Here is a 22,726-nt window from a genome sequence, read left to right as displayed (position 1 = left end):
CACTCCTCAAGAATGCGAATGGGCGGCGGCAAATCGCTTGCCACCGCCCGGTTGTGTATCGGCGCCTTACTGGTTGGCGGCTTCGAAGTCGCGCAGCATCTGATTGCCGCGAGCGACGAGGTCATCCAGAGCCTGCTGGGCCGACTTGTCGCCCGACAGCAGTGCCTGGAATTCCTGGTCGATCACGTCGCGGATCTGGACGTAATTGCCGAAACGCAGGCCCTTGGAGTTTTCGGTCGGTGCATTGAGCGTCATCTGCTTGATGGCGACGTCCGAACCCGGATTGGCTTCGTAATAGCCCTGGCTCTGGCCCAGCTCATAGGCAGCCTGGGTGATCGGCAGATAGCCCGAGAACTGGTGCCAATCGGCCTGCACTTCAGCCGACGAGAGGTAGGTGAAGAAGTCGGCAACGCCCTTGTACTCGGCCTCATCGGCACCCTGCAGGACCCAGAGGGTCGCGCCACCGATGATCGAATTCTGCGGCTCGACTTCTTCGTAGTGCGGCAGCATGCCAAAGCCGACCTCAAAGCCCTCGGCATTGGCCAGAACGCCGGCGCGCGAGGCCGAGGAGTTCATGTAGATGGCGCATTCGCCGGTATAGAACTTGGCCGGAGCATCGGCACCGCCGCCCGGACCGCCATACTGGAACACACCTTCGTCCTGCCAGGTCTTGAGGTTTGCCCAGTGCTTGGCCTGCAGCGGACCATTGACGGTGAACTCGGAACCGAGGCCACCAAAGCCGTTCTCGAGCGTGCCAATCGGCTGGTTGTGCCAGGCCGAGAAGTTTTCCAGCTGCGCCCAGGAAATCCAACCCGTGGTGAAACCGCAATTGGCAGCGCCCGATTCCATGATCTGGCGCGAGAAGGCTTCGAGCTCTTCCCAGGTCTTGGGCGGCATTTCGGGATCAAGGCCAGCGGCTTCGAACACGTCCTTGTTGTAGTACATGATCGGGGTCGAGGAATTGAACGGCATCGAGAGCATGTTGCCCTCGGTGTCGGTGTAATAGCCCACCACGGTCGGCAGATAGGCGGACGGATCGAATTCCGCGCCCATGTCGGCCATCAGCTGATAGACCGGATAGATGGCGCCCTTGGCGGCCATCATGGTGCCGGTGCCCACTTCGAACACCTGCACGATGTCGGGCTGCTCGCCGGCGCGGAAGGCGGCGATGGCAGCAGTCATGGTCTCCGCGTAGGAGCCCTTGTAGACCGGGGTCACGACGTAGTCGGACTGACTGGCATTGTAGCCGGCCACGATTTCTTCGAGCTTGGTGCCCAGCTCGCCACCCATGGCGTGCCACCAGGTCACTTCCGTCGCGGCAAAGGCCACCGAGGTCGAAAGCATCAGCGAAAGGGCGGCAAGGCCCACGCGGTTCAGAGTTTTCATGTTTGTCTCCCAATGGACCGGCGCGCCCTTTCGGGTCACCCGGCTCCAGCCAGACCTGATTGGTGTGAGCGCCAGCCACGGAGAGACGAAACCATCCGAAACAAACCGAAACCTCCGGCGCACAGGCCGCCATCCCGCACCGGGCATCGACCTGCCCGCCCCCTCTATTGAGCCTGCTTGACGTTCAATTGAAGGTTTGGTGACGCTTGGATGACACTTCGAGCCGTCCCACGGGGAAATTGCGCCAGTGGCGCAATTTGGGGGCGAGAAGGCCATGAGAGCTACGCTCGAATGGCGCCAACTCGAATGTTCGCTTGAACATGCGCCCTGGCCTTGCCCCGGACGAACACCGCCGTCATCGTGTCGAAATGAACAGGGCTGTAACGTCGATGGCGTAGAACAGTCTCAAGGGGAAAAGCCGACCATGACCACCACGACACTCGCCTGCCAGTGCGGACAGTTTCATGTCGAGGTTACGGACGACCCCTTCATCACGGCCGAGTGCCACTGCACGTCCTGTCGCACCGCCGCGCAGCGCCTGTCGGTCCTGCCCCCGGCCTATCCGCTGACAGCGCCAAACGGCGGCGTTCCCTATGTGCTTTATCGCAAGGACCGCGTCCGCTTCCCCGACGGCACGGCCAATCTCGCCGAATTTCGTCTCAGTGATTCCGCGCCCACCCGCCGCGTGCTCACCACCTGCTGCAACACCCCGGTCTTTACCGAATTCGAGGCCGCCCACTGGCTGAGCCTCTTCGCCGGCCTCTGGCCCGCGGCCCAGCGCCCCGCCATGCAGATTCGCACCCAGACCGGCGATGTCCCCGAAGGCACAAAACTCGACGATTCCCTCCCCGCCGGCGGCATGGTCACAGCCGGCTTCTACGCCAAGCTCCTCGCCGCCTGGATCGCCATGGGGTTTAGGGTGCCGAAGGTGGAGGTCGGGAAGAAGGTCAGCGCTTAAGGACCCCAAACAACAAAAAAGCCGCCTTGCGGCAGCTTTTTGTTTTCACCCGGAGGGTTTCCAGCAAAAGTGGACCCGGTTTTGCGTTTCGGAAACGCGAGCCAAAAATGCTTAGGGCCATTTCATCGTTCATGGGAACGATGAAATGGCCCTAAGTGACTGGTGCGGTCGAGAAGACTCGAACTTCCACATCTTGCGATACAGCGACCTCAACGCTGCGCGTCTACCAATTCCGCCACGACCGCACGTGTCAGGTAGAACTCCGTTGCCAAGGCCCCGGAGCGAGTGGGGATGTAGCAAAGGTCTTTCATAACCACAAGCGGCTAATTGACCTTTTTAAGCGGCTGTGGAATTCGGGCGGCTGAAACGAGGGCCAGCCACGCACGCGATGCCCACCGCCCCCTGAACAGGGGGAGGTACCGGCGCTAGGCCCTGCGGGCCATAGCGGAGGTAGGAGGGGGTGTTCTCGGATGCGGACAGCGCCCGATCGGCGGCACTCACCCGAAGCGCAGCACCTTTTCGGTCACGACCACCCGCAAATGCCCCTCTTCCACATTCACCTCGCCCTTGGCGATCAGGGTGTGATTGGCATAAATGCGCAGCGGATCGTGTTCGGTCGCATCCAGCTCGATCACCGCGCCGCGTCCCATGCGCAGCATGTGGTGAATGGGCACTGTGGTCGCGCCCAGCTCAACCGTGATATCGACTTCAATATTGTCCAGGGTGTTCATAGATAAGGATGGGTCCCGGCGGGCGCCGCAGCGCCATGGATTCGTGACCACCAAACTCGACCCAAGCTGGTTATGGAAGTGTTAACAATCGTGAACGAAGCGTGCCAAAGCGGCTCAAAACTGCATCGCAGCGACAGCGCCCCCGTCGAGTGGCGCATCTTCGACGCGCCGCTGGCCTATGAGACGGCGCTGGCCATGATGGACGAACGCGTCGCGGCCATTGCTGCTGGCCAGGCGCCCGAAGCCGTGTTTCTGCTCGAACATCCCCCGCTTTATACGTCCGGCACCTCGGCCCGCCCCGAAGACCTGCTCAATCCACGCTTTCCGGTCTATCCCGCCGGCCGGGGCGGACAATACACCTATCATGGCCCCGGCCAGCGCGTGGCCTATGTCATGCTCGACCTGACCCGGCGCGGCCGCGACATTCGCTGCCTGGTGCAGGGCCTCGAGCAATGGGTCATCGATACGCTGGCGGCCCACAATGTTACTGGCGAGCGCCGCGAGGGCCGCGTCGGCGTCTGGGTTCCCCGCCCTGACAAGGGTTTTGCGCGCGAGGACAAGATTGCCGCCATCGGTGTGCGCGTGCGCAAATGGGTCACCTTCCACGGCATTTCGCTCAATGTCGCGCCCGACCTCTCCCATTACGACGGCATCGTGCCCTGCGGCATCACCGATCAGGGCGTCACCTCTTTCGAGGATCTGGGCCTGCTGGTGTCCCTGCCCGAGGTCGATTCGGTGCTGCGCACCCGCTTTGAAGCAATTTTCGGCCCCACCAGCCTTGCCATCCCGGCCCCGTCCGCCCAATTTGCCAAATAGACAAAGGAATCGAGGACCCCATGACCCTGGATGATCTGAAACGGTTGCTGACGCGCCAGACGCTGTTCCGGCTCGATTCGATCCTCTCGACACGCCTCGTGCCGATTTTTTACGCATTGGGGCTGGCCGGCATTCTGCTCTGGGCCATCAGCCATTTCTTTTTCCGCTTCGGCACCGGCTTTGGCGATGGGCTATGGGGACTGCTCGAAATCCTGGTGTTTGGCCTTTTGTCCTTTGTCGGCCTGCGCATCGGCTGCGAAGCGCTGCTGGTCTGGTTCAAGAGCCACGAAACCACTGGCGACACTGTCCAGCGCTCGCGCTATTCGGCCTCGCTGCTCGATGAAGTCCGCGATGCCATCCGCGACCTGGCCGAAGAAGGCGAGGAACGCGACTTCGCCGAGGCCGACGAATACATCACCCCCGCCACTGAGCCTGTGCCATACGCAACGACAGGGCCGACCGAACCGGCCACCCCCGCGCGCCAACCGGCCACCAAGCCCGGGGAAACCCACAAGCCTCGCCGGACTGCCCGGCGCACGCCGCCCAAGACGATGACTTGATTGCTGGACACGCCAATGAAAAGGCCGCTCGATGGAGCGGCCTTCTTCTTTCGGTCGTAGCTGTGCAGGCACATCCAAACACTCAGGGCCGCCCTGGGTCGTGACCCGAGGGCCATTCATCGCGTGCTGGATGCCACACTCGAGGTCCCGAAAGCAGCCCTCGGATCAAGTCCGAGGGCGGGTCGGTGTTCCAGGGGACATTGACGTCAATTGCAGCACATTGAGGTAAAAGGCCCCGCCCCACCCTACTTCTTGCTGACGCTCCAGGCGCCCGGCCCGGCAAACACCAGGTAGAGAAACACGAAGCAGAATAGAATGGCCGCATCGCCGGCATTATTGGTCGGGTACATATTGCCCGGGGCGTGCACCATCCAATAGGCCACAGCCATGGTGCCCGACGCGATGAATGCTGCGGGGCGGGTGAAAAGCCCAATGGCGATCAGAACGCTGGTGACAATCTCGATGACCCCGGCAAACCAGAAGATCGAAAACGCCGGCGGCGCAAATTCGGCGGCGGGAAAGCCGAACAGTTTCTGCGTGCCATGCAGAAAGAACAGCAGGGCAGCAACCACGCGCAGGACAGCGAGGGCCTGCGGTGCATAGGCGGAAAGACGGTTGGACACTATTGAGCTCCAGGATGCGGCGCCACCATGGCGCAAAACGAGGTCGCCACGCCTAGCCTGATTGGTTGGGCTGCATAACCACGCCAATGCCGCACGCACTGTTCACTCCAACAGCCTTCAAGATCGCGTGTTCCCCACCTGCGACAGACCTGCGCCGCCCCCAACGATGGGCAGTCACATTGCGTAACCGTCCAAGTTTCTGTATGACGCGCGCAATCATTCCCACATCGGAACTCACGCTCACATGAGCCAAGCGCCAAAAATTGGCCTCGTCAGCCTCGGCTGCCCCAAAGCCCTCGTCGATAGCGAACGCATCATGACCACTCTGCGCGCGCAGGGGTATTCGTTCAGCCGCGACTATGCCGGTGCCGACGTCGTCCTCGTCAACACCTGCGGTTTTCTTGATAGCGCCAAGCAGGAAAGCCTTGAGGCCATTGGCGAAGCGCTCAATGAAAACGGTCGCGTCATCGTTACCGGTTGCCTCGGCGTCGAAGAGGGTCTCATCCGCCAGACCCATCCCAGCGTTCTCGCCATCACCGGCCCGCATCAGTACGAAAGCGTGGTTTCGGCGGTGCACGAGCATCTGCCGCCCGTGCCCAATCGCTTTGTGGACCTGGTCCCGGAAAGCGGGCTCAAGCTCACGCCGCGCCACTATGCCTATTTGAAGATTTCCGAAGGCTGCAACAACCGTTGCTCCTTCTGCATCATTCCCCAGATTCGCGGCGACCTCGCCTCGCGTCCGGCGGCCGGCATTCTGTCCGAAGCCGAGGGCCTGATCCGCTCCGGCGTCAAGGAACTGCTGGTCATTTCCCAGGACACCAGCGCCTATGGCGTCGATATCAAATATGCCGAGAGCAAGTATCGCGGCCGCGAGGTCAAGGCGAAATTCTACGATCTCGCCAAGGAACTGGGCCAGCTCGGCGCCTGGGTGCGCCTGCACTATGTCTATCCCTATCCCCATGTCGATCAGGTCATGGAACTGATGGCCGAAGGCCTCGTCCTGCCCTATCTCGACATTCCCTTCCAGCACGCCTCGCCCAAGGTGCTCAAGGCCATGCGCCGTCCAGCCCACCAGGACAAGACGCTCAACCGCATCCTCAAATGGCGCGAGCAGGTTCCCGACCTGACCGTCCGCTCGAACTTCATTGTCGGCTTCCCCGGTGAGACCGAGGAAGACTTCGAGATGATGCTCGATTTCATTGAAGAGGCCGAAATCGACCGCGCCGGTTGCTTCAAATACGAGCCCGTCACCGGCGCCCCGGCCAATGAGCTCGAGGGCATCGTGCCCGACGAAGTCATGCAGGATCGCTTCGAGCGCCTGATGGAAGTGGCGCAGAACGTCTCCCACGGCCAGCTCGCCAAAAAGGTCGGCCGCACCATCGACGTTATCGTCGACGACGTCCGCCCCGAGGAAAACCGGGCCATCGCCCGCTCCAAGTGGGACGCCCCGGAAATCGACGGCCAGGTCATCATCAACAAGGCCGACAACATCAAGATCGGCGACATCGTCTCGGTCACCGTCACCGACAATGACGAATACGACCTGTTTGCCGAACCGGCCCAGGGCTGACCGCCCCCAACAACATTTAAACGTGATCGGCGCCCGGGCAACGTCCCGGGCGTTTTGACGTTCGATGCTGCAGCAAGGAGCTGCGCCATGGAACGTTATTTCTTCAATCACCGCGATGCCGAAGGGCATCTGGAAACCGATATCGACGGCATTGTCCTGCCATCCCTCAACACAGCCCTCGAAGAGGCCAGTTTCGCGGCCCGTTCCGCTTTGGCCCTCGCCGACGATCCGACCGGTGGCTGTTTCGAGATCGAGGATGGAGGCCGCAGGCTCCTCGCCCGCCTGCCCTATGCCTTGGCCACGGACCCCGACAGCGACGCCTGAGCCCTACCGCGCAAAGGCGTCGAACGGATTGTCTTGTGTCAGCCGGTTGATCATGGCTTCTTCCACGCCCTCAGCCCGCAGTGCCGGCAGGAGCCAATCCACCAGATGTGTATAGGGCCGCGGCGTGCCGCCACCCGGCTGGGCCGGGTCGTACCACCCAAGGTCATGGCTCAGCAGCAGCTGCTTACCCAGTCCGGCCTCCAGCGCCTTGAGCACCAGCGCCAGCACTTCATCATCCGGGTCGCGCCCCACATGGTCATATTCGATCCACGCCCCGCGCGCCGCCACCGCCTTGTGCAGCTCAAAGTCCGGCTCGGCCTGGGTATGGATGGAAATGAACCGTTTGGCCGATCCGCCCTCGGCTTCGATAATATCAAGCTGATCCATCACCACCCGGCCCCGGATCGTGTGTGACCCGATCACCGCCCCGGTCCGCGCCGAGGCCCGCGCCGCCGCTCGCAAGATCTTGGTTTCCATCGGCGTGATGCCATCGTCGCCCGCGCTCACCTTGATCCAGGCGGCCACAACACCGGTGTCATCGACGCCTTCGGTCAGATGCCCCACCATCCAGGCTTCGAGCGAAGCTTCGCTCGCCTCGGCCACCCAATCGGGTATCCAGGGCTCTCGGTAATTACCGGTCGGCACCACGATGGGCATGCCGGTCGCCTGTGATACCGCCAGGTCGATATCTACCCGCAGCCCCACCCCGCCAGTGGAACATTCCACCAAGGCCGTCACGCCCTGCGCCTTGATGGCCTCGATCTGTGGCGCCATCAACCGCACCACATCGTCCGCATCGGCCTGCGCATAGCCCGGTTGGTCGGGCGTCCTCAGGTCCACGAACACATGCTCATGGGGCAGAATCAGGCCCAGTTCTTCGCGTTCAAATGCACCCAGAGTCGTAATCAGTCGCGCCATGCTGACCTCCCAAACCAGAACTTTTTGCCATACCCCCCTCGTAGTGGGAACCGGGCATGGTCTATAATCGGCCCCATGTGCGACTATTGTGGCCTCGCCGCGTTTTGAAGGTCCACGGTAACGGAGCAGCCTATGACCATCCCGCAAGTGCTCGCCTTTCTGATCATTGCGGGCATGATGGTTGCCTTCATCCTGGGCCGCTGGCGCTATGATCTGGTGGCCGTCTGCGCCCTGCTCGTGGCGCTGCTGGTGGGCGTTGTCCCCGCCGAAAGCGCCTTCACCGGATTTTCCAACGACATCGTCATCATCGTGGGCAGCGCCCTGGTGGTCAGCGCCGCAGTAGCCCGTTCCGGCATCATGGAAGTGGCAATCCGCCGCTATTTGCCACGCATGACTGCCCCGCGCATGCAGTTGATCGTCCTGGTCGTCATCGTCACCATCCTCTCCGCCTTCGTGAAGAATATCGGCGCCTTGGCCATCATGATGCCCATCGCTTTCCAGATGGCGCGCCGCTCCAATGTCTCACCCTCCATGTTCCTGATGCCCATGGCCTTCGGTTCCTTGCTGGGCGGGCTCATGACCCAGATCGGCACCTCGCCCAACATCATCGTCTCCGGCGTGCGCCAGGAACTGACCGGCACCGCCTTCACCATGTTCGATTTCACCGCCGTGGGCGCCATTCTCGCCGCCGTGGGCGTAGTCTTCCTGGCCTTCTTCTATTGGCTGCTGCCCGAGCGCCGCCGCGAGGAGAGCGGCATGGACAAGGCCATCGAGATCAAGAACTACACCACCGAGGCCCATGTCACCGCCGACAGCACCGCCATCGGCAAGACGGTGGGCGAGCTGCAATCAGCCGCCGACGGCGCCGCCATGGTCACCGGCATTGTCAGCGCCTCGGGCCGCCGCCGCACCCCCCTGCCCGATGCCACCCTGCGCGCCGGCGATATCCTGCTCATTGAGGGCGACCCGGAAGCGCTCGACAAAATGGTCAGCCAGACCGGCCTGTCCTTTGCCGAACGCCGCGGCGCCGCCTCGCGCGACAGCGGCAATATCGGGGTCATCGAGGCCATCATCGGGGAAAGCTCCGGCCTTATCGGCGCCAGCGCCCAGGAACTCACCCTGTTCGACCGCACCGGCCTGAACCTCCTCGCCATTTCCCGCCGCGACCAGCGCTTCACCAAGCGCCTGGGCGAAATCCGCTTCCAGAACGGCGACGTGATCCTCCTGCAAGGTCATCTCAAACGCATCCCCGACCTGCTGCGGGAATGGGACATTCTCCCGCTGGTCGAACGCGGCCTGAAGCTGGGCAGCGTGCGCAAGGGCTTGCTCCCCCTCGCCATCCTGCTGGCCGCCATGGCCGCCACCGCGCTTGGCATGGTGCCCGTGGCTCCTGCCTTCTTTGCCGCAGCGGCCATCATGGTGCTGACGGGCGCCCTGCCCCTGCGCGAGGTCTACAACCAGGTCGACGGCCCAATTCTCATCATGCTCGCCTGCCTCATTCCGGTCAGCGAGAGCCTGCAATCGACCGGCGGCACTGACCTCGTCGCCATGTGGCTGACAGCCACCGCTGTTACCTTGCCCGGCTGGGGGGCGCTCGCGCTGATTATGGTCGCCGCCATGGCGGTGACGCCTTTTCTCAACAACGCGGCCACCGTGCTGGTCATGGCGCCCATCGCCGCCGCTTTCGCCACAGGCCTGGGCTACCGCCCCGAGGCGTTCCTTATGGCCGTCGCCATCGGCGCCGGCTGCGATTTTCTGACCCCCATTGGCCACCAGTGCAATACATTGGTCATGGCCCCGGGCGGCTACCGCTTCGGCGACTACTGGCGCCTCGGCCTGCCGCTCTCCATTCTCGTCGTTCTCGTGGGCGTCCCCGCCCTCATGATTGTCTGGCCCTTCTGACCGTAAAATTCGGTCCATGAGTGCTGTTGAATGGCGCGGACCGAACGCTTCTTGCCTTTTCCGTCCACTGTGCCACCCTCTGCTTGCACGCAGACTCAGTGCGAGGAGGAAGCAAAATGGGTTTTGACGGAGTGGGTTGGATTGCGGCCATCTTGATTGGCGGCATTGCGGGCTGGCTTGCCAGCCGGTTCATGAACTCGGGTGGCGGCGTTCTCATGAACGTCATTCTGGGCATTGTCGGCGCCATCCTGGCGAGCCTGGTCTTCGGCTTGCTGGGAATCTCCTTTGGCGGCTGGCTCGGCTACCTCATTGCCGGCTTCATCGGCGCCTGCATCATCATCGCCATTGCTCGCGCAGTGCGAAAATAGAAAATGTGCCGGCCGCCCATCGGGTGGCCGGCACCCCCGAAAGGAATTGGCGCAGAACCCGCCCCCGGCGGAACGTCTTTGCCGCCGGAATTGAGCCGGTAAATTACTCATCCGATAGAGGCATTTAGCCCTTTACGACGCCCGGCGCGCCGTCGCATCACCATGGTCAACTCGACTAGACCAATGGATATTGCGTCATCATGAACAAGCTTCTCCTCTCCGCCGCCGCTGCCCTGGCCCTCGTCGCCACGCCGGCCCTGGCTCAGCCGACCGACCTCCTCAACGCCTCCTACGACATTGCCCGCGAGCTGTTCGACGAAGAGAACGCCGCCTTCATTCCTGCCTACCAAGCCGCCAATGGCGTCGCCGTCACCATCAACCAGTCCCACGCCGGCACCTCCACCCAGGCCCGCGCCATTCTCGAGGGCCTGCCGGCCGACGTCGTGACCTTCAATCAGGTCACCGATATCGAAAAGCTGGTCGAAGGCGGCTTTGTTTCCGCCGACTGGCAGAGCGAATTCGCCAATTCCGCCTCGCCCTTCTATTCCCTGCCCGCTTTCCTCGTCCGCGCCGGCAATCCCAAGGGCATTTCCGATTGGGGCGATCTGGCCCGCGACGACGTCTCGGTGATTTTCCCGAATCCCAAGACTTCGGGCAATGCCCGCTACACCTATCTGGCCGCCCGCGCCTGGGCCAATGAGGAATTTGCCGGCGACGAGGCCAAGGTCGTCGAATACCTCACCAAGGTTTTCCTCAACGTGCCCGTGTTCGAGACTGGCGGCCGTGGCGCCACCACCGCCTTCGCCGAACGCGGCCTTGGCGATGTGCTGATCACCTTTGAAGCCGAAGTGCTCAGCGCCGTCAGCCTGCTCGGCGCCGACAAATATGAATCCGTGGTGCCTTCGGTCAGCCTCCTGGCCGAATTCCCGGTCGCCATCGTCGACAAGGTCGTCGATAGCCGCGGCAGCCGCGATCTGGCCAAGGCCTATCTCGATTTCCTCTATTCCGATGATGGCCAGCGCATCGCCGCCGGTCGCAATCACCGCGTCAACAACGAAACCGTCGCCGCCGAATTTGCCGACCGCTTCCCCGAAGTGCGCCTCGTCAATGTCGACGAAGCCTTCGGCGGCTGGGCCAAGGTCTCCGAAGAACACTTCGCCGAAGGCGGTCTGCTCGACCAGGTTTTCGTGAACCAGTAACTCGAGCCGTCGCAAAGGGCAAATCTCTCCAGTGGAGAGATTTGAGGTGAGAAGGCCATGAGAGCTACGCTCGCATGGACGGACCATCGGCTCCTGCCCTCCCTCCCCTTGATGGGGAGGGTAGCGCAGCTAGGCCAAAGGCCTTAGCAAAGCTGGGGTGGGGTGGTGCCACGAACACGGCCAGCGTGTTTGGCCCCACCCCACCCTCATTGCCTCCCCTCATGGCGGAGGAAGGCCCCAACCCGAGGTCTCGGTGATGCCCAACCAACGCAGCAAACACCTGCTCCCCGGCTTCGGCCTGACCATGGGCGTCTCGCTCTTTTACGTCACCCTCGTTATTCTGCTGCCTATTCTGGCCATGCTGCTCAAGCTGGCCGGCATGGGCCTGCCCGAATTCTGGCGCATCATCTCCTCGCGCCGCGCCATTGCCGCCTACCAGATCACTTTTTCCTCGGCCTTCTACGCCACAATCATCAATGGCGTCGTCGGCCTGCTGCTCGCCTGGGTGCTGACGCGCTATCGCTTCCCGGGGCGCCGCATCCTGGATGCGCTGGTGGATCTCCCCTTCGCCCTGCCAACCGCCGTCGCCGGGCTGGTGCTGGTCACCCTGTTTGCCGATACCGGCTGGTATGGCCAGTTCCTTGAACCGAACGGTCTCAAGATCAATTACACCCAGGCCGGCATCGTCGCTGCCATGGCCTTCACATCCATCCCCTTCGTCGTCCGGGCGGTTCAGCCCGTGCTCGAAGAGGTGGACGAAAGCCTTGAGGCCGCCGCCGAAACACTCGGCGCCAGTCGCTGGCAGATCTTCACCCGCATCATCTGGCCCACCATCCTGCCCGCCTTCATCGGCGGCTGCGTGCTCTCCTTCGCCCGCTCGCTGGGCGAGTTCGGGGCCGTGGTGTTCATCGCCGGCAATATCCCCGGCGTCACAGAAATCGTCTCGCTGCTGATTTTCATCCGCCTCGACGAATACAATTACGAGGCCGCCGCGGCCCTGGCCTTCGTCCTCCTGGCTGTCGCCTTTCTCACCCTCCTCGCCACCAACGCCCTCGCCGCCTGGCAAACGCGATATGTGGAAAGGGCCGCGTGATGAGCGAACGCCTGGTCCGTGTGCTTGACCCCACCCCACCCTCATTCCCTCCCCATCAAGGGGAGGGAGGCGATGAACAGCGGCGCCTCGGCCCTGCGTCTCCCTCCCCCTTGTGGGGAGGGACCAAGGGTGGGGGGCTTCCCTTCCCGCTGGCTGGAAAAGGTACCCGCAAGACGGGGGAGAGGTTCTGCCAATGACAAGGTCCCGCTCCGCAGGCGAAATCATCCTCATCACCCTTGCCGTCACCCTGGCGCTCTTCGTGCTTGTGGTGCCGCTGGTGTTGATCTTCTCCTTTGCCCTGCGTGAAGGCCTGGGCGTCTATTTCGCCAATATCATCGAGCCCAACACACTCCACGCCATCTGGCTGTCGGTGATGACTGCTCTCATCGTCGTGCCGGTCAATATCGTCGTCGGCGCGGCATTGGCGTGGCTCGTCACCCGCTTCCGTTTCCGGGGCCGACAATTGCTGATTTCCATCATTGAGCTGCCCGCCTCGATGAGCCCCATTGTTGCCGGCGTGGTCTATCTCTTCCTCTATGGCGGTCAGGGTCTCCTCGGCCCCTTCCTTCAGGCCAACAGCCTGCAGGTGATGTTCACCCCGCTGGCCATCGTTCTCGTGAGCCTTTTTGTGACCGCCCCCTTTGCCGCGCGCGAACTCATTCCCTTGATGAGCCAGCAGGGCACCGAGGACGAAGAGGCCGCGCTCTCGCTCGGCGCCAATGGCTGGCAGATGTTCTGGTACGTCACCCTGCCCAATATCTCATGGGCCATGGTCTATGGTGCAGTCCTCACCAATGCCCGCGTCATGGGCGAATTCGGGGCCGTCTCTGTCGTCTCCGGCGCCATTCGCGGCCAGACCAACACCCTGCCCCTCCAGATCAACCTCCTCTTCAACGACTTTAACGTCACCGGCGCCTTCGCCGCCGCCTCCACCCTCACTCTGATCGCCGTGGCAACCCTGGTGCTCAAATCGATCCTCGAATCTCGCCGCCACGGCTGAGTGCCAAAACGAACGCGATGCCACTGCCGCCCCCTATCAGGGGGAGGTAGCAAAGCTTGGGTGCGATGCACCCTGGCGGCGCTAGGAGGGGGTAAGGCATCTCCGCGCATGACGAACTAAGCTCTGTGCAGTATGAGTGCCCCCATGCACACCACCCACACAATCCCCTTGGCGCATCGACCGCCTCTGGTTCTCGGCCAGCGCGCCTTGGTCATGGGCATCCTCAACGTCACCCCCGACAGCTTTTCCGATGGCGGGCAGCACGATCACGTCGAAGCCGCCCTCGCTCACGCTCGCCTGATGCTTGCCGAAGGCGCCGACATTCTCGACATCGGCGGGGAAAGCACCCGGCCTGGCGCCGAACCCGTGCCCGTGCAGCTTGAACTGGACCGCGTCATCCCGGTCATCGACGCCATCCGCGCCGCAGGAATCACCGCGCCGATCTCCATCGACACCATGAAGCCGCTCGTCGCCCATCAGGCTATGGAGGCCGGGGCCGATATCATCAACGACGTCAACGGCCTGCAGGGCGCGCCCGAAATGGCCCAGATCGCCGCCGTCATGCAGGCTCCCGTCATCGCCATGCACTGGGACCGCCAATGGACCGCCGAGACCAATCCCATTCCCGCCATGGCGGCCTATTTCCGGCGCAGCATCGCTATTGCCACGGAAGCCGGCATCGACCCGACCCATGTCATTCTTGACCCCGGGTTCGGCTTCACCAAAACCCTGAATCAGAATTACAGCATTCTCCGGCAACTGCCTGAATTGACTCACGCATTTCCCGACAACGCCGTGCTTGTCGGCACCTCGCGAAAGTCCATGATTGGCAAACTGCTCGACAATCAGCCTGCCGAGCGCCTGCCCGGCACCCTTGCCACCACGGTCCAGGGTTATGAACGCGGCGGTCACATTTTCCGCGTCCACGATGTCGCTGCGAACCACGACGCCCTTCGCGTCGCCGAAGCAACCCTCTATAGTCCGCCACAGTCGTAACCACATCACTGCGTTGGCCTCTCCTGCGCATCCCTCCCCCTTGTGGGAGGGAACGAGGGTGGGGGGTGCCGACCCCCAGCGAGACTCCCATGACCCCACCCTTCTCCGGCGACCGCATCATCCTCAATGACCTTGGATTTTACGGCTACCACGGCCTCTTCAACGAGGAAGCCAAGCTCGGCCAGCGATTTTTCATCGACCTGCAATGCGGCGTCGACCTGTCAGCGCCCGGCAATACCGACGAGATCGGTCACACGGTCTCCTATGCCGACATCTACGACGTGGTGAAATTAACCTTCGAGACGAAACGCACCAAGCTCATCGAGGCCCTGGCCCAGAATATTGCCACCGCCCTTTTCGACGCCTTCTCCGATATCGACTGGATCATCGTTCGCATTCGCAAGCCGGAGGCACCCATTGCCATGGTGCGCGGCGAGGCCGCCATCGAGCTCCATCGCGTGCGGCCAGCCTGATGGCGACCGCCTGGCTTTCTCTGGGCGCCAATATCGGCGACCCGGCGGCGCAGCTGGCCCAAGCCATCGCGCGCCTCGATGCCCATGCACAGATCAGCGTCACCGCACAATCCAAGGTCATCCGCACCAAGGCCTGGGGCAAGACCGATCAGCCCGACTTCGCCAATATGGCCGCAACGGTCGAAACCGATCTCCTGCCCATCGACCTGCTTCATGCCTGCCTCGACATCGAGCGCGACATGGGTCGGGTACGTCACGAGGTTTGGGGGCCGCGCCTCATCGACATCGACCTCATCGCCTATGAGCGAGTCGAGATGGACGCGACAAAATTGATCCTGCCGCATCGATTTGCCCATGAACGCGACTTCGTTCTCGAGCCGCTGCGCGAGATTTCGCCCGACACAGCCGACTGGATCGTCACCCGTCGTTCATAAATCGATTAGGACTCGTTCACTCAGGTAAGCCTGGATGCCATCCAGGCTTCCTGGCGGAGCGCCTCGACGACCGAAACGGCAATGTCGAACTCCACCCGCCGCTTCGCCCGACGCTCCAAAGCCTCATCGTCTTCGCCCCACAGACGGATCTGGTGATCCTCGTCGACATGGGCAGCCGCCCACACTTCATTAGGTGTAACCAGTTGATACAAAAGGGCAATCGCGAGCAGCCCCGAGCCGGTTAGCCCGGTGATCGACACCAGCGCCGTCAGGCTCAACAGCCCCTGCCCCTCCAACGCCGCGTCGAGCTTCTCAAGCGTGCTAACTGGCTGTGGCTGATGGATAATTCCAATCGTCGGCTGAAATGCCACATCGAATTTCCGTGCCAGTTTTACCAGCACAGCATCCCAGATTTGTTCCTGTTCGGCGACCAATTCCTGAGGAGAATCAGCGCGGTAGAGCAAAAGATCACTTGCCGCAAACTTGCCGATCTCGGCCCGGAACGCCGGCACCATCTCCGCGCCGCTCTCCACCGCTGAATTGATCAGCCGCACCATCGGCATCGTCGCGGGATTGATGAATTTACCCTGCTCCGCCCATTCCTCAGCCATCTTTTGGGCAAGGCTAAGTACCGGAACAACAACAGGAATTTTCTTCCCGGGCGTCTTGGTTGCACGACCATCCAGGGTAACCGCGAACCCGTCGTCACCCCGTGCCACATCGACCGTCGCGTAAAACCGCTTCGGCAATTCCACCTGGTTCATATGCTGCGCCTGCCCAAAGCCGGCATCAGCATGCTTATGAGCGTCTTCAAGCTGGTCACGCATAGCTCAAGTCTCCAGAACCTGATCGATCGCCGCCGCCAGCGCGTCATAGCTTTCGATCAATATGTCGGCGCCGGCCCCCCGCAGGTCATCGGCGTGATGGTAACCCCATGTAACGCCAATGGTTTTAGTGCCCGCAGCCTTGCCCATTTCCATGTCGAAGCTGGTGTCGCCAATGATCACCGTCTGGCTTGGATCGGCACCGGTCTCGCCCATGGCGCGCAGCATCATTCCCGGATGCGGCTTGGAAGGATTATGATCCGGCGTCTGCAGCGTCGAAAAAAACTTTGCGATTTCATGCATTTGTGTCAGCCGATGCACACCCTGCAATCCCTTGCCCGTCGCAATTCCCATAACCGTTTCGGCCTGGCCGTGCAGCAAGTGTAACGCTTCGCGAGCCCCCGGGAATAACCCTTCGCGCCCCTCGGCGGCCACCAGCGAATCCCGATAGTGGGCGCGATATCGTTCGGCCAATTGATTAGCCGTTTCAATATCTTGCGACCCAAGCAACTGCAGCATTGCCTGCGGCAATGACAGTCCAATGATCCGCCGGACCTGCGCTGGCGTCGGCACGACCAGGTCTGCCTCGGCAAAGGTCGTCGCCATATGTTCGGCAATCAGGGCCTGCGTATCGATCAGCGTCCCGTCCATGTCGAACATGACAAGTCTCACGCCCCGTCCTCCGGGTCGGCGTTCTGCGCATCATAGCGGTCAGGGTCAAACCCCAGCGCATCAAAACTCTGACGCATATGCGGCGGCAAAGGCGCTGAAATATCGATCTTCTTGCCATTGCGCAGCGGCAGTGCAATGCGCCGCGCATGCAGATGCAGACCTTCGCCAAGTCCCGGAGCCGCCTGCCAATTTTCGATGTTGAAGTAGCGCGGATCGTCGATGATCGGCGTGCCGAGCTGCGCCATATGCACGCGCAACTGGTGCGTCCGCCCGGTGACTGGCTTCAGCGTGACCCAGGCAAACCGGCGGCTGGCCGTATCGGTAGTCGAATAATAGGTCGAAGAATGAACGGCACCCTTGGCACCATTGCGCACGACCACCATCTGCTCGCCGTCTTCGGTCACCTGCTTGGCAAGGAAGCAGGAAATCTCGCCCTGCCGCGGAGTGGGGTTGCCAGCCACGATGGCCCAGTAGATTTTCCGGGCCGAACGCGATCGGAAAACCGACCCAAAGTGCTTGGCCGCCGCCGCGGTCTTGGCGACCACCAGACAGCCTGACGTATCACGGTCGAGACGGTGCACCAGGCGCGGCGCCTCTCCAGCCTTGTTGGGAAGGTTTTTCAGCAGGCCATCAAGGTGGCGCGTCGTACCGCTGCCCCCCTGCACGGCGAGCCCGTGCGGCTTGTTGAACACATAGAGATCGTCGTCCTCGTAAAGGATCAGGTCCTTGAGATAGCGCACGTCCTCTTCGTTGACCTTGAACGGCCGCACGGTCTCGGGGTCATCAATCGGCGGAATACGAACAGTCTGGCCCTCGGAAATCCGGGTGCTGGTCTGCACCTTCGCCTTGTCCACCTTCACTTCGCCATTGCGAATGAGCTTCTGCAACCGGGCAAAACCCAGCTGCGGAAAGTGCCGCGCAAACCAGCGATCGAGACGCATGCCGTCGTCGTCCGCTGTGACTTCCCGATGTTGAACGCCGCTCATGCCGCACCGCCTCTACTGATAAGTAGCCCGAGATATAGACCCGCGAGGCAAACCACAACCGACAAGCCTACATAGAGCATGGCCTGCGCCAGAGCGCCGCGTTCGATCAGGAAAATGGTATCCAGCGAGAAGGACGAAAAGGTGGTGAAACCACCAAGCACGCCAACGGCCACAAACAGCCGGATTTCCGGCGCCATGGGTGGCAAGGTGCGCGCGAGAACGCCGATCAGCAGCCCCATCAGCAGCGACCCCAATACGTTCACCGTCAATGTGGCCAGCGGAAAGCTCGCCGACCACATGCGGCCAACCGCCACCGACACTCCGTAGCGCATCATCGCCCCAATGGCCCCACCGGCGCCAACCAGCAACACTGCCTGCATTACCTAACCCTCACTATCGGACTTCTTGGACGCGCGGAGCCGTTCGAAATAATCCATGCGCTTGCGCAGATCACGCTCAAAGCCGCGCTCAACTGGATGATAAAATTCCTGCCGCCCGATTTTTTCCGGGAAATACTCCTGACCCGAAAAGGCCTCCGAGGTGTCATGATCATAGATATAGCCATCGCCGTAGCCCTGCCCCTTCATCATCTTGGTGGGGGCGTTGAGGATGACTTTCGGCGGCATGGGTGAACCGGTGGCCTTCGCCACCGCCGCCGCCGCCTTGTAGGCGGTATAGACGGCGTTCGATTTGGGCGCGAGCGCCAGATAGACCACCACCTGCGCCAGCGACAATTCGCCCTCTGGCGAGCCGAGCATCTGATAGGCGTCCCGCCCGGCAATCGCGAGGGGCAGCGCCTGTGGATCGGCCAGGCCAATGTCTTCCGAAGCCATGCGGATCAGCCGCCGCGCCAAAAACAGCGGATCCTCGCCAGCGTCGAGCATGCGGGCGAAATAATAGAGAGCTGCGTCCGGGTCAGAACCGCGGATAGTCTTGTGCAGCGCCGAGATCAGATTGTAATGCCCGTCCTGCGCCTTGTCGTAGATCGGCGCGCGCCGCTGGACCACAGAGAGCAGGCTGGTCGGGTCCAAAACTTCTTCGGCAGCAACGGATGCCAGGATTTCCTCCACGAGCCCCAGCAGCGCCCGCCCGTCGCCATCAGCCAATCCGAGGAGGGTTGCACGTGCCTCATCCGTCAGAGGAAGAGATGCACCCAAGAGACTCTCGGCGCGTCGCAGAAGGTGTTCCAGATCCTCGGCACCAAGCGATTCAAAGCGCAGCACCTGGCTCCGGGACAGGAGCGCCGCATTCAGCTCGAACGACGGGTTTTCGGTAGTGGCCCCGACCAGCACCACCGTTCCGTCCTCCATCACCGGCAGGAAGCTATCCTGCTGCGCCCGATTGAACCGGTGAATCTCGTCGACGAACAACAGGGTTCGATGGCCAGACAGCCGCTCGAACCGCGCCTTTTCAAAAACCTTCTTGAGGTCGGCCACACCCGAGAAAATTGCTGAGATCTGCTCGAAACGATAGCCGATCTGATCGGCCAACAGGCGGGCAACTGTGGTCTTGCCCGTTCCTGGTGGCCCCCAAAGGATCAGCGAGCCGAGCCGCCCTGAAGCCAGCATGCGCCGCAAGGTACCGCCCTCGCCAAGCAGATGCGTCTGCCCGATAACCTCATCGAGGCTACGCGGCCGCAATTGATCGGCCAGAGGGCGCGCCCTGTCGGTTTGAATGGAGTCTGCGGCAAATAAATCGGACATGAAGGCGTTTTATCCCAACTCGCCCCGATTTCGTAGCGCCCCGCCTAAATCATCCCCGCCAAACCGCATGATTGAAGTGGAAATCGCCCGTGGAGACCCTAGGGCAAAAAAGAACAAAACCCTTGCATCGTCATTGCCCATGGCGCGTTGAGCACAACATAGCCTTGAGAATTCAAATTCTGAACCGAGCAAACCCAAAAATACCAGCACAGGCAAAGACATAACCCAAGACCAGGAAACGTACTGCGCGCTCCACATCGGACTGCGGTCGCCGGTGCGCAAAAGCGCACGGGCCGTCACGAAAATGACGCGTCCGCATTGTTGGCTAACACCCCAAATAAACGTTTGCGCGAGGGGGCACACGGCCCTATATGCAGCGCTCAATTTTCCCCGTCTCTCCAGCCCTGAAAGGCCTGTTGTCCAATGACTGACGAGCCGAAGACCGTTCATGCCAACACCTCGGCATTGATTGCTGCTGAAGCCCCCGATTTTCCCGCCTTCCTGTTTTCGGAAAAGGAATTTCACAAGGCGATCAAGGTCTTCAAAAAGGGCTTTGACGGGCTATTGACCTATGCAGTCAAGTGCAACCCATCGCCCCATATCATTGCCCAGCTTCACGCCGAAGGCCTCAAGGCCTTCGATGTGGCATCAAATGTCGAGATGGAACTTGTCCGCGACTACGCACCGGGCGCAGTCATGCACTACAACAACCCGATCAAGAACAAGCGCGAGATCGAGCGCGCCTACGAGGAGTTCGGTGTTCGCAGTTTCACCATCGATCACCCCCAGCAGCTTGATCAGCTGGCCGCGGTGGTCTCACCCAGCCGCGACGTTGAAGTCACCACCCGTTTCAAAGCTGGCAAGGCGCTGAAATCCTACGATTTCGGCATCAAGTTCGGCGTCATGGAGCAGGGCGCCGCCGAAATCGTCACCGCCGTGGAAAAGATGGGCTACACGCCCAGCCTTTGCTTCCACGTCGGTAGCCAGTGCGAAGACGCCTATGCCTATGAGCGTCACATTGCAGCCGCGGCCCGTATCGTCGAGGAATCGGGCATTGACCTCAAGCGCCTCAACATCGGCGGCGGCTATCCGGCCCCCTACCCGACCAGCGAAGCGCCGCCGATGGACTATTATTTCGAGACCATCGCCCAAGCTGTCAGCGACCATTTCGGCGACAAGAAGAAGCCTGAACTGATCATCGAACCCGGCCGGGCGCTCGTCACCTCCTCGACATCACTGCTGTTGCGCGTCAAGCATCAGCGGGGCGGTCAGTCGGTCTATGTCAATGACGGGGCCTATGGTGCGCTGATGGAAGTGAAGTTCATGCACTTCACCCCTCCGGTGCGCGTCTGGCGCGGCCCGCGCCTCCACGACAACAATGGCGAATTCTCCGAATTCACCATCTGGGGTCCGACCTGCGACAGCTATGACGTTTTGCCCCAGGTGTTCACCCTGCCAGCCGACATCGACGAGGACGATTGGATCGAGTTCGGGCTGATGGGCGCCTATACCCAGGCCTCCCTCACCCCCTTCAACGGCTTCGTCCGCCGCGACCAATACTGGGTCGAGGAAGTCTACACAGGCAAGGACATGCAGCCTGCGGAATAAGAGCTCGAACCTTGGTTGTAGCCGCTCCGGCTGGTGCTGGAGCGGTCAATCTAGGCATGTAGGGCTTTGACGAGGCCAAATCGAATACCGCTCTCGGCGGCGCTCAAAATGGCGTCTTCCACCGAACGATAGGGCCGTCCCAAAAGTGCCTCGCCCTTGCTGCCGTCAAAATGCTTCTCATTGCCCACATCGTTGATGACCTGGCGGACCGATCCGCCAAAGGCGGCCAGAAGTCGAATGATCCAGTCAGGGACGATCTTGCTGGTCACGGGATAATCTGGATAGGCGCGACGCAGCACATCAGCGACTTGCTCGAACCGCATGAAGGGGCCGGTGCAAAGGTAGCGCTGGCCTACACTTTCCGGTTTCTCTAGCGCTGCCAGGTGCATCGCGGCAACATCGCGCACATCACTGATGGCAAAACCGATCCGCGCCATGGCAGGCGTGGTGCCATCCAGCAGCCCGGTAACCAATCCCAGGGATATGGACGTGTCCGCGTCTGTGGCCGGCCCAAGGATGGCGCCGGGATGAATGGTGGTCAGCTCCAGGCCATGCTGCTCCGCAAAAGTCCAGGCAGCACGCTCGGCTCGCGTCTTGCCGATGCAATAGGCCCAGCTTTGCCGCATGCCATCCAAATTGGTAAAATCCGCCTCGGTATAGCGCCGCACCCCGCGCTCATGACCCAGCCCATAGCCCACGGTCGCGATGGAAGACGTCATGACCACCCGTTTGATGCCCGCAGCTGCCGCAAAGGCCAGGACCCGCTCGGTTCCCTCGACGGCGGGCCGCACGACCTCCGCCGGATCCTTGGGTTCCACCGCTACAATGGCAGCCGCAACATGCATCACGGCCGAAATGCCCTGCATGGCGTCGGCCCAACCATGGTCATCCAGAAGGTCCGCCGCAACCAGCTCGAGATTGGCTTCCTCGCCAGGCGCTAGCGCCGCCACGGCGGCCCAGATGCCGGGCACCTTGCCCTGCCCCCGCACAGTACCTCGAACGGCATAGCCGGCCCGCAGAAGTTCACCAATGACGTGCTTGGCCACGAAGCCAGACGCGCCGGTCACGAGAACTCGATCCATGCTCACCCCAAAAGCAAAAAGGCGGCCCCGGAAATCCGCGACCGCCTCAATTCAGTGTGCCAACAGCACGACTTACGCCGCTTCGGCTTCGTCGTCCTGGGTAAAGACCGGACCGGAGTCCTTGCCCTTGGCATCGACATCGCGATCAACGAACTCGATGACGGCCAGCGGAGCGTTGTCGCCGTAGCGGAAGCCGGCCTTCAGGATGCGGATGTAACCGCCCTGGCGTTCGGCATAGCGCGGGCCGAGCACTGCGAAGAGCTTGGCAACCTGGGCTTCATCGCGGATTTGAGCGATGGCCTGGCGGCGCGCATGCAGGTCGCCGCGCTTGCCCAGGGTAATGAGCTTCTCAACGATAGGACGCAGGTCCTTTGCCTTGGGAAGCGTGGTGACGATCTGTTCGTGCTTGATCAGCGCTGCAGACATATTCGCAAACATCGCCTTACGGTGAGAAGCGGTCCGGCTGAACTTGCGGCCTCGAGAAGCGTGGCGCATGGTGG

Annotated in this window: 25 protein-coding genes and 1 tRNA gene; 14 read left to right on the top strand and 12 right to left on the bottom strand. The window is 61.8% G+C overall.

The genetic code is table 11. From position 1 onward, the window contains the following. Nucleotides 1-66 precede the first annotated feature (66 nt). Nucleotides 67-1,386: a sn-glycerol-3-phosphate ABC transporter substrate-binding protein UgpB gene (ugpB, locus tag NIM87_RS00760; protein ID WP_254672725.1), complete on the bottom strand. Its 1,320-nt coding sequence runs from the start codon at nucleotides 1,384-1,386 to the stop codon at nucleotides 67-69. A 424-nt stretch (nucleotides 1,387-1,810) separates the two neighbouring features. Here ugpB and NIM87_RS00755 point away from each other — a divergent pair, with 424 nt between their 5' ends. Next, nucleotides 1,811-2,344 carry a GFA family protein gene (locus tag NIM87_RS00755; protein ID WP_254672724.1) on the top strand — a complete coding sequence of 178 codons (534 nt, stop codon included), beginning with the start codon at nucleotides 1,811-1,813 and terminating at the stop codon, nucleotides 2,342-2,344. Nucleotides 2,345-2,504: 160 nt separating this feature from the next. On the opposite strand, the gene NIM87_RS00750 is transcribed toward NIM87_RS00755, so the two are convergent. Together NIM87_RS00750 and NIM87_RS00745 are read right to left on the bottom strand one after the other, a co-directional pair. Next, nucleotides 2,505-2,589 (bottom strand) — tRNA-Leu (locus NIM87_RS00750). Between the two features lie 252 nt (nucleotides 2,590-2,841). Further along, on the bottom strand, nucleotides 2,842-3,075 hold the full coding sequence (locus NIM87_RS00745) for a FliM/FliN family flagellar motor switch protein (RefSeq protein ID WP_254672723.1): 234 nt from the start codon (nucleotides 3,073-3,075) through the stop codon (nucleotides 2,842-2,844). A 90-nt stretch (nucleotides 3,076-3,165) separates the two neighbouring features. Here NIM87_RS00745 and lipB point away from each other — a divergent pair, with 90 nt between their 5' ends. Next, on the top strand, nucleotides 3,166-3,891 hold the full coding sequence (gene lipB / locus NIM87_RS00740; RefSeq protein ID WP_254672722.1) for a lipoyl(octanoyl) transferase LipB: 726 nt from the start codon (nucleotides 3,166-3,168) through the stop codon (nucleotides 3,889-3,891). A gap of 20 nt (nucleotides 3,892-3,911) precedes the next feature. Beyond that, nucleotides 3,912-4,451 carry a DUF4282 domain-containing protein gene (locus NIM87_RS00735; protein WP_254672721.1) on the top strand — a complete coding sequence of 180 codons (540 nt, stop codon included), beginning with the start codon at nucleotides 3,912-3,914 and terminating at the stop codon, nucleotides 4,449-4,451. Nucleotides 4,452-4,696: 245 nt separating this feature from the next. Here NIM87_RS00735 and NIM87_RS00730 read toward each other — a convergent pair whose 3' ends face one another. Further along, nucleotides 4,697-5,077 (bottom strand): DoxX family protein, encoded by a 381-nt coding sequence (locus tag NIM87_RS00730; protein ID WP_254673291.1) that lies wholly within the window; start codon nucleotides 5,075-5,077, stop codon nucleotides 4,697-4,699. Nucleotides 5,078-5,318: 241 nt separating this feature from the next. Between NIM87_RS00730 and rimO the strand changes: the two genes are divergently transcribed. Then, nucleotides 5,319-6,644: a 30S ribosomal protein S12 methylthiotransferase RimO gene (rimO, locus tag NIM87_RS00725; protein WP_254672720.1), complete on the top strand. Its 1,326-nt coding sequence runs from the start codon at nucleotides 5,319-5,321 to the stop codon at nucleotides 6,642-6,644. Nucleotides 6,645-6,731: 87 nt separating this feature from the next. Continuing rightward, nucleotides 6,732-6,968: a DUF6894 family protein gene (locus tag NIM87_RS00720; protein ID WP_254672719.1), complete on the top strand. Its 237-nt coding sequence runs from the start codon at nucleotides 6,732-6,734 to the stop codon at nucleotides 6,966-6,968. A gap of 3 nt (nucleotides 6,969-6,971) precedes the next feature. On the opposite strand, the gene NIM87_RS00715 is transcribed toward NIM87_RS00720, so the two are convergent. Then, nucleotides 6,972-7,886: a phosphotriesterase family protein gene (locus NIM87_RS00715; RefSeq protein WP_254672718.1), complete on the bottom strand. Its 915-nt coding sequence runs from the start codon at nucleotides 7,884-7,886 to the stop codon at nucleotides 6,972-6,974. Between the two features lie 132 nt (nucleotides 7,887-8,018). On the opposite strand from NIM87_RS00715, the gene NIM87_RS00710 reads away from it, so the two are divergent. The 8 genes from NIM87_RS00710 to folK all read left to right on the top strand — a co-directional run bounded on the left by NIM87_RS00710 (nucleotide 8,019) and on the right by folK (nucleotide 15,351). After that, a complete protein-coding gene (locus tag NIM87_RS00710; RefSeq protein ID WP_254672717.1) occupies nucleotides 8,019-9,788 on the top strand; it encodes an SLC13 family permease in 1,770 nt (589 codons plus the stop codon). Between the two features lie 116 nt (nucleotides 9,789-9,904). After that, complete coding sequence (locus NIM87_RS00705; protein WP_254672716.1) at nucleotides 9,905-10,156, top strand: GlsB/YeaQ/YmgE family stress response membrane protein; 252 nt, start codon at nucleotides 9,905-9,907, stop codon at nucleotides 10,154-10,156. Nucleotides 10,157-10,356: 200 nt separating this feature from the next. Continuing rightward, nucleotides 10,357-11,355 (top strand): sulfate ABC transporter substrate-binding protein, encoded by a 999-nt coding sequence (locus tag NIM87_RS00700; protein ID WP_254672715.1) that lies wholly within the window; start codon nucleotides 10,357-10,359, stop codon nucleotides 11,353-11,355. A 256-nt stretch (nucleotides 11,356-11,611) separates the two neighbouring features. Continuing rightward, nucleotides 11,612-12,448 (top strand): sulfate ABC transporter permease subunit CysT, encoded by an 837-nt coding sequence (cysT, locus tag NIM87_RS00695; protein ID WP_254672714.1) that lies wholly within the window; start codon nucleotides 11,612-11,614, stop codon nucleotides 12,446-12,448. A 193-nt stretch (nucleotides 12,449-12,641) separates the two neighbouring features. Then, nucleotides 12,642-13,448, top strand: coding sequence for a sulfate ABC transporter permease subunit CysW (gene cysW, locus NIM87_RS00690; protein ID WP_254672713.1), 807 nt, complete (start codon nucleotides 12,642-12,644; stop codon nucleotides 13,446-13,448). Between the two features lie 144 nt (nucleotides 13,449-13,592). Next, nucleotides 13,593-14,444, top strand: a complete 852-nt coding sequence (gene folP, locus NIM87_RS00685; protein WP_254672712.1) for a dihydropteroate synthase — start codon at nucleotides 13,593-13,595, stop codon at nucleotides 14,442-14,444. An 89-nt stretch (nucleotides 14,445-14,533) separates the two neighbouring features. Next, the gene (folB, locus tag NIM87_RS00680; protein WP_254672711.1) at nucleotides 14,534-14,917 is read left to right on the top strand and encodes a dihydroneopterin aldolase; all 384 of its coding nucleotides are present in this window, start codon (nucleotides 14,534-14,536) and stop codon (nucleotides 14,915-14,917) included. After that, a complete protein-coding gene (gene folK, locus NIM87_RS00675; protein ID WP_254672710.1) occupies nucleotides 14,917-15,351 on the top strand; it encodes a 2-amino-4-hydroxy-6-hydroxymethyldihydropteridine diphosphokinase in 435 nt (144 codons plus the stop codon). The genes folB and folK overlap by 1 nt, the downstream gene beginning before the upstream one ends. Nucleotides 15,352-15,371: 20 nt before the next feature. On the opposite strand, the gene NIM87_RS00670 is transcribed toward folK, so the two are convergent. The 5 genes from NIM87_RS00670 to NIM87_RS00650 are packed head-to-tail and all read right to left on the bottom strand — an operon-like array spanning nucleotide 15,372 to nucleotide 19,536. Beyond that, a complete protein-coding gene (locus NIM87_RS00670) occupies nucleotides 15,372-16,178 on the bottom strand; it encodes an ATP12 family chaperone protein (RefSeq protein WP_254672709.1) in 807 nt (268 codons plus the stop codon). 3 nt (nucleotides 16,179-16,181) lie between these two features. Continuing rightward, entirely contained in the window at nucleotides 16,182-16,835 is a 654-nt protein-coding gene (locus tag NIM87_RS00665) for an HAD family hydrolase (RefSeq protein ID WP_254672708.1), read from the bottom strand. 8 nt (nucleotides 16,836-16,843) lie between these two features. Beyond that, nucleotides 16,844-17,833, bottom strand: coding sequence for an RluA family pseudouridine synthase (locus NIM87_RS00660; protein ID WP_254672707.1), 990 nt, complete (start codon nucleotides 17,831-17,833; stop codon nucleotides 16,844-16,846). Then, nucleotides 17,830-18,213: a fluoride efflux transporter CrcB gene (gene crcB / locus NIM87_RS00655; protein WP_254672706.1), complete on the bottom strand. Its 384-nt coding sequence runs from the start codon at nucleotides 18,211-18,213 to the stop codon at nucleotides 17,830-17,832. The genes NIM87_RS00660 and crcB overlap by 4 nt, the downstream gene beginning before the upstream one ends. A gap of 3 nt (nucleotides 18,214-18,216) precedes the next feature. Further along, complete coding sequence (locus tag NIM87_RS00650) at nucleotides 18,217-19,536, bottom strand: replication-associated recombination protein A (RefSeq protein ID WP_254672705.1); 1,320 nt, start codon at nucleotides 19,534-19,536, stop codon at nucleotides 18,217-18,219. A 423-nt stretch (nucleotides 19,537-19,959) separates the two neighbouring features. On the opposite strand from NIM87_RS00650, the gene NIM87_RS00645 reads away from it, so the two are divergent. Further along, the gene (locus NIM87_RS00645; protein WP_254672704.1) at nucleotides 19,960-21,144 is read left to right on the top strand and encodes a type III PLP-dependent enzyme domain-containing protein; all 1,185 of its coding nucleotides are present in this window, start codon (nucleotides 19,960-19,962) and stop codon (nucleotides 21,142-21,144) included. A gap of 50 nt (nucleotides 21,145-21,194) precedes the next feature. Here the strand turns inward: NIM87_RS00645 and NIM87_RS00640 are convergent, their stop codons facing one another. Both NIM87_RS00640 and rplQ read right to left on the bottom strand, forming a co-directional pair. Continuing rightward, a complete protein-coding gene (locus NIM87_RS00640) occupies nucleotides 21,195-22,226 on the bottom strand; it encodes an NAD-dependent epimerase/dehydratase family protein (protein ID WP_254672703.1) in 1,032 nt (343 codons plus the stop codon). A 72-nt stretch (nucleotides 22,227-22,298) separates the two neighbouring features. Further along, the gene (rplQ, locus tag NIM87_RS00635; RefSeq protein ID WP_254672702.1) at nucleotides 22,299-22,721 is read right to left on the bottom strand and encodes a 50S ribosomal protein L17; all 423 of its coding nucleotides are present in this window, start codon (nucleotides 22,719-22,721) and stop codon (nucleotides 22,299-22,301) included. Nucleotides 22,722-22,726 lie beyond the last annotated feature (5 nt).

The sequence above is a fragment of the Devosia ureilytica genome (assembly GCF_024273195.1).
Classification (GTDB): Bacteria; Pseudomonadota; Alphaproteobacteria; order Rhizobiales; family Devosiaceae; genus Devosia; species Devosia ureilytica.
This window is presented reverse-complemented; position numbering and strand designations above follow the sequence as displayed.